11 protein-coding genes are annotated in these 14275 nt (G+C 60.1%); 8 read left to right on the top strand and 3 right to left on the bottom strand.

The window, feature by feature from the left end; genetic code table 11:
* Positions 1–4 precede the first annotated feature (4 nt).
* The gene (locus SE16_RS09585; RefSeq protein WP_054492975.1) at positions 5–1630 is read right to left on the bottom strand and encodes a hypothetical protein; all 1626 of its coding nucleotides are present in this window, start codon (positions 1628–1630) and stop codon (positions 5–7) included.
* Between the two features lie 75 nt (positions 1631–1705).
* Positions 1706–2053, bottom strand: coding sequence for a 4a-hydroxytetrahydrobiopterin dehydratase (locus tag SE16_RS09580; RefSeq protein WP_054492973.1), 348 nt, complete (start codon positions 2051–2053; stop codon positions 1706–1708).
* Positions 2054–2145: 92 nt separating this feature from the next.
* Between SE16_RS09580 and yjjX the strand changes: the two genes are divergently transcribed.
* Both yjjX and SE16_RS09570 read left to right on the top strand, forming a co-directional pair.
* Positions 2146–2691, top strand: coding sequence for an inosine/xanthosine triphosphatase (gene yjjX / locus SE16_RS09575; protein WP_054492971.1), 546 nt, complete (start codon positions 2146–2148; stop codon positions 2689–2691).
* Between the two features lie 368 nt (positions 2692–3059).
* Positions 3060–4430, top strand: coding sequence for a KamA family radical SAM protein (locus tag SE16_RS09570; protein WP_200907268.1), 1371 nt, complete (start codon positions 3060–3062; stop codon positions 4428–4430).
* Between the two features lie 67 nt (positions 4431–4497).
* Here the strand turns inward: SE16_RS09570 and SE16_RS09565 are convergent, their stop codons facing one another.
* The gene (locus SE16_RS09565) at positions 4498–5316 is read right to left on the bottom strand and encodes a basic amino acid ABC transporter substrate-binding protein (RefSeq protein WP_054492968.1); all 819 of its coding nucleotides are present in this window, start codon (positions 5314–5316) and stop codon (positions 4498–4500) included.
* 210 nt (positions 5317–5526) lie between these two features.
* Between SE16_RS09565 and SE16_RS09560 the strand changes: the two genes are divergently transcribed.
* The 6 genes from SE16_RS09560 (at position 5527) to SE16_RS09535 (ending at position 14274) form a co-directional block, all read left to right on the top strand.
* On the top strand, positions 5527–6831 hold the full coding sequence (locus tag SE16_RS09560) for an aspartate aminotransferase family protein (protein ID WP_054492966.1): 1305 nt from the start codon (positions 5527–5529) through the stop codon (positions 6829–6831).
* A gap of 147 nt (positions 6832–6978) precedes the next feature.
* Positions 6979–9900 (top strand): glycosyltransferase family 39 protein, encoded by a 2922-nt coding sequence (locus SE16_RS09555; protein WP_054492964.1) that lies wholly within the window; start codon positions 6979–6981, stop codon positions 9898–9900.
* A 95-nt stretch (positions 9901–9995) separates the two neighbouring features.
* Positions 9996–11276, top strand: a complete 1281-nt coding sequence (locus SE16_RS09550) for a ribonuclease H-like domain-containing protein (RefSeq protein WP_054492963.1) — start codon at positions 9996–9998, stop codon at positions 11274–11276.
* Between the two features lie 130 nt (positions 11277–11406).
* Complete coding sequence (locus tag SE16_RS09545) at positions 11407–12102, top strand: uracil-DNA glycosylase (protein WP_054492960.1); 696 nt, start codon at positions 11407–11409, stop codon at positions 12100–12102.
* Positions 12099–13745, top strand: coding sequence for a ribonuclease J (locus SE16_RS09540; protein ID WP_054492958.1), 1647 nt, complete (start codon positions 12099–12101; stop codon positions 13743–13745). The genes SE16_RS09545 and SE16_RS09540 overlap by 4 nt, the downstream gene beginning before the upstream one ends.
* Positions 13746–13878: 133 nt before the next feature.
* The gene (locus SE16_RS09535) at positions 13879–14274 is read left to right on the top strand and encodes a response regulator (RefSeq protein ID WP_054492956.1); all 396 of its coding nucleotides are present in this window, start codon (positions 13879–13881) and stop codon (positions 14272–14274) included.
* Position 14275: the final 1 nt, after the last annotated feature.

Below are 14275 nucleotides of genomic sequence, written 5' to 3'. Positions count from 1 at the left end.
GAACCTATGAGAGCAGAATCAGGATAATCACCAGGAAAAGCAATAACCAGCCATAGTTTTCGCCTTCCAGAACGCGGAGCAAGCCGCGTGTTGCACGCATGAGCAAAAGCCCCAGCGCGCCAACCCCTTGCCAGAGCCAGCGGGCGCTGAGCGTGGCGGCAAGCGCGTTGAGCCAAGCGCTCAAACCGAGCACGCTCGTTTCCAGGCGTATGAAGAAGAACGCCGCGAGCCATGCAAGCCCCAAGGTTGCGATGTGCATGCCCCAAGGGAAGGCACTCGTCGCGCTTGCGGGTGGCGCGAGGCCAAGCACGCCACCCACAACCGGCCATGCCGCCAGCCCCAACACCATCAACCCCAGCCAGGTGCGGTCGGGGGTGTGGGCTGAAGGAGCCTCTTCTTCCTCGGTTTCGTTTGCCGAAGCGGCGTCTGCGGCTTCTTCGGCATGAGCATACATGCGGCGCAGCAGAGCGAGCATGCCGGCAAAAAGCATGCTCATGCCAACCACAACCGCCCCTGCCAGCCAATCATGCCCCTGCGTGGTGAGCGTTGCCAGCAAACGCCCAACTTCCCCCAGTGCGCCGCCGGGAAGCCCACTCAGCGCCAGAATCGCCATGCCCAGCGCCAAGGTTGACGGCTGCCGCCAGGGGCGTGAACCACCATGAAAGGCAATCACAGCCGCCGCCAGCGTGCCATTCCAGAGAATAGCGTGGGCGAGCGTGGGAATGTTGAAGAATACTGCCAGCGCCAGCAGATGCCCCAACCAGACCGTGAGCGTAGCGGTGCGCAGAGCGGGACGCCGCGCCCGCCAAAAGAGCAGCCCCGAAGCAACCAGCCCAATCCCCAGCAGAAAGTAAACGAGCCATGCGTAGGAGAGCGTTTCGAGTGATGCCCCAAAAACCAACCACCAGAATCCCCCCGCGCCCAGCGTCAGCAGGGGAAGGAGCGCGCGGGTGTGGGGCGGAACGTGCATTTGGGGCCATGCGAACAGGTGAAGCGGGTAGAGGCTCATGCGTACCGCCATCGCCGCCAACAGAATGTGAAGCGTGAGCGCATCCGTCGTGACGGCGAAAAACGCCAGGGTGGTTGAAGATGTCCATGTGCGCAATGTGGCAATCAGCAACAGGAACAAGCCAACGCCTTGCAGAATGCCCGCCATAAGCGTCCAATTGGAGCGTCCGGGAAAACCAAGCGCCATGAGCGCCAAAAGGTCGAGCAAGGTCCAGGCAAACAGGAGTGTGAGGAGATTGCCCGAAAGCCCGAAAAGCAACAGGGTGACGGCGATGGCTGGGACAACCGTGATATGCTCGGAAAAAGGCGTTTCGTGCGTCTCATCCAGCCCGGCGGTCAGAATGCCAACCACGGCGAGAAACGCCAGCACACCCAGCCGTACCCCGTCCGCGGTTTTTTCCAGGCTCAGCACATGCGCGGGACCAGCAAAATTTTGCCACGCTGAAATAATCTGCATGAAGGAAGGCACGGCGGCAAACGCCAGGGTAGCCAGCAACCCCAACACAGCCAGCCACAGCACCAACATCTGGCGCAGTGGCCAGTCAAGGCGAGGTATGCGTGGTATGGCAACCGCGCCGAACAAAAGCAGCGCGCTGAGTACAACTGGATTCGTCAATGCCATAAAAAGGCCCGCTCCTTTCTCTGAGCGGGCGGATTGTAGCACAGCGACTTGCCCTGACAAGTGCCCTTTGCCGCTTTACGAGACAAAGGGGCGCTGAATACCGCTCAGCGCAGCACCTTCGGCTGGTCGCCACATGGTGATTTCTTCGATTTTGCGCGCTAATTCCACATCTTTCATCGTGATACCGCCGGCGGAGTGCGTTGTCAGGTGGACGACTACACGGTTGTACGAGACGTGAATATCGGCGTGATGCCATGCCGCCTCGCAAATGTAGCCAATCGCATTCGTGAGCAAGAGCGAGGTGGGCCACCCCTCTGTGGCGAATGTACGTTCCAGCGCATTCTCCACCACTTTCCACGCTGTCAAACCGGCTTCATCCAGCAACGCACGCACCTGGTCATGGTCAAGCAGAACATCGCTCATCTGGCACCTCCTGTCTGTTGATTTGCGCTTGCCAACGGCTCTCCTATTGTAGGCGCAACATGCACAAGCGAACAACCAATCAGGAGGAAGCCATGCCGATTGTTGTGGTGGGAAGTCGGAATCCGGTGAAGGTGGCGGCTGTTCAGGCGGCGTTTGCCAAACTGGGCGATGCGTGGGAGGTGCGCGCCGTGGATGCGCCGAGCGGTGTCTCTCCTCAGCCAATCGGGCATGCGGAAACGCGCCGGGGGGCGCGCAATCGGGCGCAAGCGGCACTGGCGGCGTATCCCAACGCCGAGTTTGGTGTCGGGCTGGAAGGTGGTGTGTTTGAGTACGATGGTGAGTGGTATACCGGCGCGTGGTGCGCGATTGTCGATCGGGATGGGCGTGTTGGCTGGGCGGGCGGCGGCTTGATTTTGTTGCCGCCGGCTGTTGTTGAAGGATTGCGCGCCGGGCACGAACTTGGCACGCTGATGGACCGCCTGAGCGATGAACACAACACCAAGCAGAAAATGGGCGCGATTGGCTTGCTGACAAATGGGCTGGTGGGGCGGCAGGAAACCTACGAGCACCTGGTATTACGGGCGTTGGCGCGCTGGCGGCGGCCGGAGTGGTTCGAGAGTGAAGAAGAAGCGGGCTGACAAAGAGACCGCTTTGACGTCTGCCACGCCTGTATAGCCATTTTGGGCTATTTGACACACGTCGCTTCATCTATATAGTGAAACTGTGCACAAACAGGTGAAGCGCTGTTGCAGAACTGCCACTCCTGTTGTGCCCGTTTCGTGTGGTCTCTCATGCAGTTTTCTCTGTTCCGCCTACTCTGCGAGCCGTTTTCTCTACTGCTGTGCCTCTTTTTGGAAGAGACCACCGCACCCTATTTGATGGTTGAATGAAAGAGCAACGGCGCATCACCTGGCGGCGGCAACGCGTTGCGTGAGCCGCCTTAGCCTGTTTGTGCCTGAAGGTTTGGGAGAGAGAAATGGTGTTATTTGTGTGAAAGGAGGTTGCAATGAAGCAGGTTTTGTCGAATGAAATGACGCAGTACAAACCGTTGACGCTCGCCACTATCAAGAAGCATCCCGTGTGGCATACGCTTACCCCCGAAATGCGCGAAGCGATTGAAGTTGTGGCGCATGTGCTCCCCTTCCGCACGAACCCGTATGTTGTTGAGCAGTTGATTGATTGGAGCGACATTCCCAACGACCCCATTTTCCAGTTGACCTTCCCCCAGCGCGGCATGCTTGACCCACAGGACTACGCACGTGTGCGTGACGCCTTGCGCGATGGGGTTTCTCGCCAAGCGCTGCAAACGTTGGTCAACGAAATTCGGTTCCGCATGAACCCGCACCCCGCAGGGCAAATGACGCACAACGTGCCGGAAATGGATGGGCAGCGGCTGTGGGGCATTCAACATAAATATCGCGAAACCGTCCTCTTCTTCCCGGCGCAGGGGCAAACCTGCCATGCGTTTTGCACCTATTGCTTCCGCTGGGCGCAATTTGTGGGGATCGAAGAACTCAAATTCCAATCGCGGCAGGTGGAACTGCTTGTTGAATACCTCAAACGCCACCCCGACGTGACGGACGTACTCTTCACGGGGGGCGACCCCATGGTAATGAAAGCGAGCCTCTTGCGCCGCTACATTGAACCCTTGCTCAGCCCTGAACTGGAACATGTGCGCACCATTCGCATTGGCACTAAATCGCTGGCGTACTGGCCGTATCGCTATGTGAGCGATGCCGACGCTGACGACATTTTGCGGCTTTTTGAAGAGATTATCGCCAGCGGTCGCCATGTGGCGTTCATGGCGCACTTCTCGCATCCGCGCGAACTTTCGACCCCCATTGTGCAGGAAGCCATTGCCCGTATTCGCAACACCGGGGCGGAAATTCGCACGCAAGCGCCGCTCATTCGCCACGTCAACGACGACCCCGATGTCTGGGCGACCATGTGGCGCGAATCCGTGCGCCTGGGCATGATCCCATACTACATGTTTGTGGAACGTGATACTGGCCCGAAGGGATACTTTGAAGTGCCGCTGGCGCGCGCACAGCGCATTTTTGCCGACGCCTACCGCCAGGTTTCCGGCGTGGCGCGTACCGTGCGTGGCCCTTCGATGTCGGCGTGGCCGGGGAAAGTGCGCGTTGTCGGGACAGCGCGTGTGGCGGGCGAGCGCGTGTTCGTGCTGGAATTCTTGCAAGGGCGCAAGCCTGAATGGGTGGGACGCCCCTTCTTTGCCAAGTTTGATCCGCACGCGACCTGGCTTGACCAGTTGAAGCCCGCTTTTGGTGAGAAGTTCTTCTACGAATACGACCTTGAAGAAGACGCCATGAGCGCAACGCCGCACTCCGTTGCAGTGGACGATATTGTGCTCAACTAGCGCGGTGGCGTGCCATAGCAAAACCGCCCGACCACATGGTCGGGCGGTTTTTTGAGGGTGCGTCAACTTACTTCAAGCCGCTTTCGGGCAGGTTCTGCACCGCCGAGGCGGGAATGCCCCACTTTTCAGCAATTTCGGCCAGTTTGCCGCTTTCGATGAGCTGCTTCAGCGCGGCGTCGAACGCCGGTTTGAGTTCGGCTGTCTCTTCCGGGTTGATGGCGATGCCGTAGTATTCTTCAGTGAACGGTTCACCCACCAGCTTCAACTGCCCGGCAAACTGCTTGTTGACGATATCCGCCGAGGTCGGCGCATCGGCTACCACAGCCTCAATGTCGCCGTTGGCGAGCGCCAGCATCGCCAGGTCAATCGTTTCGTAGCGGCGGATATTTTCTTCTTCCACGTACTTCGAGGCTTCGATGTCGCCCGTGGTCCCCAACTGCACGCCCACCACATGCCCTTTCAGGTCTTCGGGCTTGGTGATGTCGTTGTTGTCCACACGCACGGTGATAATCTGACCGGCGTTGAGATATGGGCGGCTGAAGTCAATCAGCTTGTCGCGTTCTTCCGTAATCGTCACCGCCGAGACCACGGCATCAAACTCACCGGCGGCAAGCGCGGCAAAAATACCGTCCCATTGCGCCGAGACAAACTTCGGCTTGCAGTTGGCAATCTCACAGACGGCGTTCATCATGTCCACGTCGAAGCCCACAATTTGGTTGTTTTCATCCACGAACTCGAACGGCGGGTAGGCGGTATCCGAACCGATGAGAATCTCGCGACCACCCAAATCGGTACCGCCTCCGGTTTGGGCGGCTTCTTCATTGCCGCCGCCGCATGCGGCCAGCGCCAACACCAGCACGACCAAGAGCGCAAACAGACGTTTCATACCTTCTCCTCCTTGCTTGAACAAAAGTTTCCTCCGCCGTAGCCAATGTGTGCATGTGAAAACACGAAGGGCTTGGCGTGGGTAGGGGCATTATAGAAAACCGGAGGAGGGTTTGGCAAATACGTTCCGAGAATGGCGCTTTTGCTTCTCCCCCTCACCCCGCCTATACTCGGCACCGTCAGCCTGTCTGAACGAATCAAGGAGGCTTGTATGGACGCCTACGAAATCCTCGAATTGCAGGGGAAATACCTCTGGCCGAACCATCTGCTTTACTACACCGACCCGCTCCCGCTTGACCATGGCGAGGGAATGTACGTCTGGGATGTTGAAGGCAACCAATATCTGGACTTTTTCGCTGGTATTTTGACAACCAGCGTGGGGCACAAACACCCCAAAGTGCTCGACGCTGCGCGCGAGCAGATGGAAAAACTCATCCACTCGTCCACGCTCTACCCCAACGAAAAACATGTGCGCCTGGCGGAAAAAATCGCCGACATCACACCCGGAAACTTGCAAAAATCCTACTTCACGAATAGCGGCACCGAAGCCAACGAAAACGCCATCTTGCTGGCGCGCGTGGTCACCGGTCATCAAGAAGTGATTGCCTTGCGCCACGCCTACCATGGGCGTTCGGCGCTTGCCATGAGCCTGACGGGGCAAGCGGCATGGCGCATTGGCGGCACACACGCCCACGGGGTGAAACATGCCATGGCGCCCTACTGCTACCGTTGCCCGCTCAAAATGACGTACCCCGAATGCGGCGTGGCGTGCGCTGAGGATGTGGAAGATGTCATCAAGACGCAAACCTCGGGCAAAATTGCCGCCGTCATTGCCGAGCCCATTCTCGGTGTGGGGGGCTTCATCACACCGCCGCCCGAATACTTCGGCATTGTGGCGGAAATTGCCTACACCTATGGCGGATTGTTCATCGCCGACGAGGTGCAAACCGGCTTTGGGCGCACGGGGACATACTGGTTCGGCATTGAGCATTGGGGCGTAGTGCCGGATGTGATGACGATGGCGAAAGGGATTGCCAACGGTTTCCCGCTGGCAAATACCATCACCACCGCTGAAATCGCGGATGAGATGAAAGGCAAAGGGCTTACCATCAGCACCTTTGGCGGCAACCCCGTCTCCTGTGCGGCCTCACTCGCAACGATTGAAGTCTTGGAAGAGGAAGCCAACCCCGCGCATGTCGCGGAAGTGGGCGACTACTTGCACGCAGGTTTGAAACGCTTGCAGGAAAAATACCCCATGATTGGCGATGTGCGCGGCAAGGGGCTCATGCAGGGCGTTGAACTGGTCAACGACCGCGAAACCAAAGAACCCGCCGCCGACGCTACCAACTACGTGTTGGAAGTGGCGCGTTCCAGCGGTTTGCTCATCGGCAAAGGCGGCATGTACGGGAACGTCCTGCGCATTGCGCCGCCGCTTACCGCTACCAAAGAGCATGTGGATGAAGCGCTCGAAAAACTCGACCGCACGTTTGCCATCGTCCATGAGATGACATGGTAGCCGTCTTCGATACAAGCAAGGTTGCACAAAGGCAACGCACTTGCTGGTGCGTTGCCTTTTCGTTTGGGGCGGCAGCGGGCTCATGACAACTGTCCAAGGTGTGCTATCATACGCGGCGCAACGCCATGCAAGGAGGCAAACATCGCCGTGAAGAGACGAACCAACGAATGGATTTTGCTCCTGCTTTTCATTTTGCTGGGGGCGGCTTTACGCTTGCACCGCCTGGGTGCCGAAAGCCTTTGGTACGATGAAACCGTCAGCGTTCTGCTGGCGACAAAACCCATTGGCGCCATGTTGGTGCACACCGCGCGGGATATCCATCCGCCGCTCTACTACCTCTTGCTCAACGTGTGGGTGCGCTTTGCCGGCACGAGCGAGTTTGCCGTCGCCTGGCCCTCTTGGGCGGCGGGTGTCCTCTTGTTGCCCGCCACGTACATGCTGGGTGTGCGTGTCTTGCGTCGGCGGGATATGCCGCTGATAGCGGTTGCCTTGCTGAGTATCGCCCCGTACCACATCTGGTATTCGCAAGAGGTGCGCATGTACACGCTGGGGGCGCTGTGGGCGCTCCTCGCCGGCTATGCCGCCTGGGGCATGCTCATGCGCCAGCAAGCCGGCGAACCGGTTGCGCGCGGGCGGCAATGGCGTTTCTTCGTGCTCTTTTCGGCGCTGGGGCTTTACACACTCTACTACTTTGCCTTTTGGTTGGCGGCGATTGGCATCGCTTTGCTGGTGATACTCTGGAAACAGCGTTTGGCGTTGCGCCCCTGGCTGGAAGCCGCCGCCGCAACGCTTCTGCTTTGGTTGCCCTGGCTTCCTATTGCTGTGCGGCAAGCCATTGAACCGCCGGTGCCGCCCTGGCGGGGTGCCGTACCTTTTACTACCATGCTTCTGGAAACAGTAACCGCGCTTGCGTTTGGGCAATCTGTGCAGTTGGAAGAGGTGATGGCGTGGCTTGCCATTGTGGTCCTGCTCTATCTGATTGGGCTTGCCGCCATTGCACGCCGTTCCTGGATGCGTGCACTGTTCCTTGCCGCGTGGACGTGGGGGCCTTTTCTGCTTATTGCGCTTATCTCGCTGACCGTGCTCCCCTTGTATCACGTGCGCTACATGTTCATCTATTCGCCGCCTTTCTATCTCGTGCTTGCCGCCGGTATGGTGACGCCGGTGTGGCACATCGCGCGTCGTCTGAGCCATCGTCGGCGCGTCGCGCAAGGCGTTGCTGTTCTCTTTCTCGGCGGTGCTTTTGTGGTGTGGGGGGCGCTGGCAGGCGTTTCGCTCAACAACTTCTGGTACAATCCAGCGTATGCCGCGGATGACTACCGCAGTGCGATGCGTCATCTTCAGGAACTCTGGACGCCTGGCGATGTGCTCCTGGTCAATGCCGGTTATGTGTACCCCGTTGTGAACTACTACTTCAAAGGGCCAATTGCCTGGCAAGGACGTTTGACGGCGTATCGCGAGCCGCTGACCGATGCGAACGGTTTGATTGTGTTGCAAACGGGCAGTCTGGAAGGGGCGCCCTCGTTGGGATGGGGCAACTCTGAAAGTGATTTTTATCTCACCTCGCCAGAAGAGACTATTACTCACCTGGAACATCTTGCGCAGCACCATGCACGCTTGTGGATGCTCCGCGCCTACGATACGGTAACCGATCCACAGGGTGTGATTCGCGCCTGGCTGGAAGAACACGCCACGCTTTTTTATGACGAAGTGCTTACTGGCGAAACCAACGCCCGCCTGCAAGGCTGGCTTCTCGATGCCGCCTGGAACCGCACGCCGCGCGTGCAACAAAACGCCGTCTTCACCGAACCCGATACGAACCGCCCCATCATCGAACTGGCGGGCTACGACCCCCCGCCGGATATCGCCCGCGGTGGTGACCATCTCGCCATGACGCTCTACGTGCGCCGCCTTGATGATTTTGCAGGCACGTTGCGCCTCTCCATGGGCATTTTCGACGCCACAGGGCGGCAATGGCCTGACAGTGTGCGCGATTTTGCGCCCTTGGGCCCCCAATTGCTGCTCAATGACTTGCCGGTCGGCAAACTGGTTCCGGTGCCTGTGCGGATGTCTGTCCCCGTGGGGCTTCCGCCTGATGGATACGAAGTGCGCCTCAAATTCTATCGTGCCGAAGATGGGCGCTCGCTCGGCGTGCAAAGTTTCATCGCCGTCAACAACGAACAAATCCGCATGGCGGGGATTGTGGTTTTGCCGACGCCCGCCAACGCCCCCTTGCCGACGATGACCCGCATGCTCAACGTCGAAGTGGGGCCGTTGGAACTGCTCGGCGTGACCATGCCCAGCCGCTCGTTCCAACCGGGCGAAATTTTCGAGGTGGAATTGCTGTGGCGTGTGCACGCCCCCTTGCCCGCGTCGCTGACGCCTTCGCTTGCCGACGGGCGCTTTTTTGACGATGACGGCGGCTTGGCGCGCCGTTTGCCGCTCGACCGGTGGCCCGCCGATGCGCTCATTCGCGACATTCACCACGTCATGGTGCGCCCCGACGCGCCCCCTGGCGACGCCCCGTTGGCGTTGCGTGTCATGCAGGGGAGCGTGCCCATCGAGTTGGGCGGCTTGCTCCGTGGGCGTAACGCCGTCAATTTGGGCACTATCACCATCGTGGACCGCCCACGCCTGTTTGAAGAACCGCCCGTTGACGTGCGCATGGATGCCGACTTTGACGGCGAAATCACGCTTGTGGGCTACACGATTGAAAACGCCGACTTGCAGCCGGGCGGTTCGCTCACGCTCACACTCGTCTGGAAAGCCGAACGCCGCCCCTCACAGCGCTACAAGGTCTTCACCCACCTGGTAGGACCGCAAGGCAATATTCGCGGTCAGCGCGACCTGGAACCGGGCGACGGCACATTGCCCACCATCGGCTGGGCGCCCGGCGAATACGTGGTGATGACCTATGACGTCCCCATCGCCGCCGACGCCCCCGCGGGTGCGTATGACTTGCGTGTGGGGCTCTACAATCCCGAAACGTTTGCTCGTGTGCCCATCAACCACCCGCAAGCCAACCCGCAAGAGCATTACCTCTCGCTCACCACGCTGGAAATTCGCTGAACAAACGCCCCACCACACGGTGGGGCGTTTGCCTTGCCCGCGCCCTCGCCTACACTTTGCCTGCCCGACCAAACACCAGGAAACAGGCGTGCCCGATGGATGAAGACCGCCGCCCCCTTCCCAAAATGGACGTGAACGCCTTGCGCGCTCGCCTCAACACCTTGCGCGGACGGCATGCGCCGCCCGCCCCTGCCGCGCCCTCTCCATCGGAGACGCCGCCCGCTCCCGTGGAAGAGGTGCTCGGTCTTCAGCCGCACACCACCGAAGCGGGCGTTTGCCTGGTGCGCGAAACGCGCTTGCCTCTGAGCACACGCTACGGCGTAGCGCCGCTCGCCGAGTTGCAGCGCCCCCACGGTGAGCGCATCGCCCGCCTGTTGCGCGCCCCCGCCTGGCGCACGTTCGATTTTCGACAGGCGCTCTTCCTGGACACCGAAACCAACGGGCTGGCCGGCGGTACGGGCACCTTTGCCTTCCTGGTGGGCGTGGGCTTTCTCGACGATGACGCGTTCGTCGTGCGGCAATTCTTCCTGCGTCATCCGGGTGAAGAACCCGCCATGCTGGCGGCGCTTCAACCGCTGTTGGAACGGTTTGACACCTTCGTCACCTTCAACGGCAAATCGTTCGACATCCCCCTGCTCGAAACCCGCTTTGTCCTGGCGCGCCGCCCGCTCGACCTGCGGACGCGCCCCCATCTCGACCTCTTGCATCCCGCCCGCCGCATTTGGCGCTGGCGGCTCACCCACTGCGATTTGGGCACGCTCGAACGCCAGGTGCTGGGTGTGCGCCGCGCCGCCGAGGATGTGCCCGGCTGGCTGGTGCCCCGCTACTACAACGACTACCTGCGCACCGGCAACGCCGCCCCGCTGCGTGGCGTCTTCTACCACAACCGCCATGACATTGTGGCGTTGGCGGCGTTGAGCGTCCACATGGCGACCATCGTTGCCGACGCCAGCCCCGCATTGGGCTTGGCGGGCGCCGACCTGTTTGGCGTGGCGCGCCTGCTGGAAGAAGGCGGACATTGGGACGAAGCCGAAGCCGTCTATCGGCGGGCGTTGCAAAGCCAGTTGCCGCACGCGCTGCGTCGAGAGGCGCTCAAACGGCTTTCGTTGCTCTTCAAGCGGCGACAACGCTGGGAAGAAGCCGCCGCGCTCTGGCGTGCCATGCTGGCGCAGGGCGACCTGTTCCCCTATGAGGAACTGGCTAAATATCTCGAACACCACGCCCGCAATCTTCCCGCGGCCTTGGCGGTTGTGCAACGCGCTTTCCACGACGCCCGCGAAGGCTGTTTGCGGCTCAACAGAGCGGAACGCGAAGCATTGTTGCACCGGCTGGCGCGCTTGCAGCGCAAAATGGAGCAGGCCAACACGGATGAATAGGCGGCGATATGCCGCAACTCACATCCAGCCTGGCGATGTGTGGGCTTGCCAACCTGTGAACGATTGACGCTCCCCCTCACCGCAAGTACAATCGTCCCGACCTGAGAGTGGAACACGAGCACGGAGTATCATGACGCCCGAAGAACGCGCCGCCGCTTTACAGGCACTCGAAGCCGAAGTGCGCACCTGCACGCGTTGCCGTCTCTGCGAGACGCGCACGCATGCCGTGCCGGGCGAAGGACCTGTAACGGCGACGATTATGCTCATCGGGGAAGGACCTGGCGCGAATGAAGACCGTCAGGGGCGGCCGTTTGTCGGCGCCGCGGGGCAACTGCTGAATGAACTCCTCTTGCGTATTGGGCTGTTGCGTGAGGATGTTTACATAACCAACGTCGTCAAATGTCGTCCCCCCAACAACCGCGACCCACATCCCGACGAAATCAACGCCTGCAAGCCCTATCTCGTCCAGCAGTTGCGCCTCATCGACCCCGAAGTCATCATCACGCTGGGGCGTTTCGCCATGGAACGCTGGATACCGAACGCCCGCATCACACAGGTGCATGGGCAGGGGTTCATGTACAAGCATCGGCTCATCGTGCCCATGTTTCACCCCGCCGCCGCCCTGCATAAACCCCACTGGCGTCCCATGCTCGAAGAAGACTTTGACCGCTTGCCCACCTTGATTGACCGGGCGCGCATGGTACGCAGTGGGCAGATGAGCGCCGAAGCAGCAGGCATCACCATTCTCACACCAGCCGCCCCATCCGAAGAACCCACCCAGCTGGACCTCTTCGGTGGCGGTGCATCATCAGGAGGAAGTGATTGAGCAACGCAGTTCGCATTGTTCCCTTAGGTGGCGTAGGCGAAGTTGGCCGCAACATGATGGCAATCGAATACGAGGAGCAAATGCTCCTGGTGGATTGCGGCCTCATGTTTCCGCAAAACGATATGTTCGGCATTGATGTCGTCTTGCCGGACATGCGCTACGTCTGGGCGAACCAGGAACGCCTGCGCGGGATTGTCATCACCCACGGACACGAAGACCACATGGGCGCGTTGCCCTACCTGCTGCGCGGGCTTGATATCCCCGTCCCTATCTTTGCCACGCCGCTTACCGCCGGCCTGATTGCCATGCGCGCCCGTGAGCACCGCGTCAGCAGTCGCGTCCAGCTCGACGTCATCGAAAGCGGCATGCGTCGCCAGGTGGGCCCCTTTGACATCGAATTTATTCACGTGGCGCACTCCATCCCCGACACGGTGGCGCTGGCTATTCGCACCCCCGCCGGCTTACTGCTCCATACCGGCGAATACAAACTTGACATGACGCCCTACAGCGGCGCACCAACCGACCTGCAACGCTTCGCCCAATTGGGGCACGAGGGCGTCTTGTTGCTCATGGCTGACAGCACCAACGCCGACAAACCGGGGCGCACCCCCAGCGAGCGGCTGGTGAGCGAAACATTGGATCGCATTTTTGCGCAAGCATCGGGGCGCATTCTGGTGAGCACATTTGCCAGCAACCTCATGCGCGCCGCCCAGGTGATTGAAACCGCGCGGCGCTATGGGCGTCGTGTGGGCGTGGCGGGGCGTAGCATGGAAAACAACATTCGCCTGGCGATCGAAATGGGCTATTTGCCCATCGAAGCCGACGAACTGCTCCCCGCCGATGAATTTGAAAGTGCCCCCGACCATGAAGTCTGCATCCTCTGCACGGGCACCCAGGGCGAACCCATGTCCGCCCTGGTGCGCATGGCGCGGGGCGAATACCCCCACCTGACCATCCGTCCCGGCGATACCGTTGTGCTCAGCGCCCACACCATCCCCGGCAACGAAGAACTCGTCAACCGCACCATCAACCACCTGTTCCGCTTGGGCGCGCGTGTTCTGCATCCCCCGCTCTGGTCGGTGCATGTCAGCGGACACGCCGCCCGCGATGAAATGCGCATCATGCTCGATACCGTGCGCCCGCGCTTCTTCATGCCCATTCAGGGCGAATACCGCCACCTTGCCCTGCACGCCGACCTCGCCCGTGAGATGGGCATCCACGACGACCGCATCATCCTGGTGGAAAGCGGCACACCTGTGCATGTGTGGGCGGAAGGGTGGGCAACCGCTCCCGCCGTCGGTGGCGATTTGCTCTTTGCCGACGGTCGCCGCGTGGACGAAGTGCATGTCACCCTCTTGCGCGACCGCTTGCGCCTGGCACGGGGTGGGTTTGTCGTGGTGGTGGTGTCGGTTGATGAAACGCGCAACGCCGTTGTTGGCGAACCGTCCATCGTCTCGCATGGGTTGTTGCGCCGTGAAGAACATGAACGCCTGCGCGAACTCTTGCAAAACGCCCTGCGCGACCTCACATTTGATGAAGCCGATGACGATATCGAAACCGTCATTCGGCAGGTCGTGCGCCAGCACATTCGCCAGCTGACGGCGCGCAAACCATTGGTTTATCCGGTGATTGTGCCTGCGTGAAAAAAAGACCGGTGCGGGTATGGGGCTTTTCTCCTATTCGCAAAAAATGGAGATTGTTTTATACTTTTCGGCAAAGGTCTTTTTGACCCCAAAGGGATGAATGCGCGAACGTAAAGAGAAAGGGGCAGGGCGTATGAGCGAAGACAAACAACCCTACATCCTTGTGATTGAAGACCACCGACCCAACGCCACGCTGGTGTGCGATTTGCTCTCGTTCCACGGCTTTCGGGTTGAATGGGCGCCCGACGGCGTCAAAGGGTTGGAGATGGTCGAAAAAGAACCCCCCGATTTGATTTTGATGGACTTGCAATTGCCGCGTATGGATGGTTTTGAGCTGACCCGCCGCATCAAAGCCAACCCCAAAACCAAACATATCCCCATTGTGGCGCTGACAGCCTGCGCCATGGTCTCGGACGCCGAGCGGGCGATGGACGCAGGGTGTGATGGGTTCTTGACGAAGCCAATCAACACGCGCGAATTGCCCAAAACGGTGCGCAAATTCCTGGAAGAAGCCAAAACATCGTCGTGAG

This window comes from Ardenticatena maritima, from assembly GCF_001306175.1.
In the GTDB taxonomy this organism is placed as follows: domain Bacteria; phylum Chloroflexota; class Anaerolineae; order Ardenticatenales; family Ardenticatenaceae; genus Ardenticatena; species Ardenticatena maritima.
Note: the sequence above shows the minus strand (reverse complement) of the source record. Positions and strands in the feature narration are given on the sequence as shown.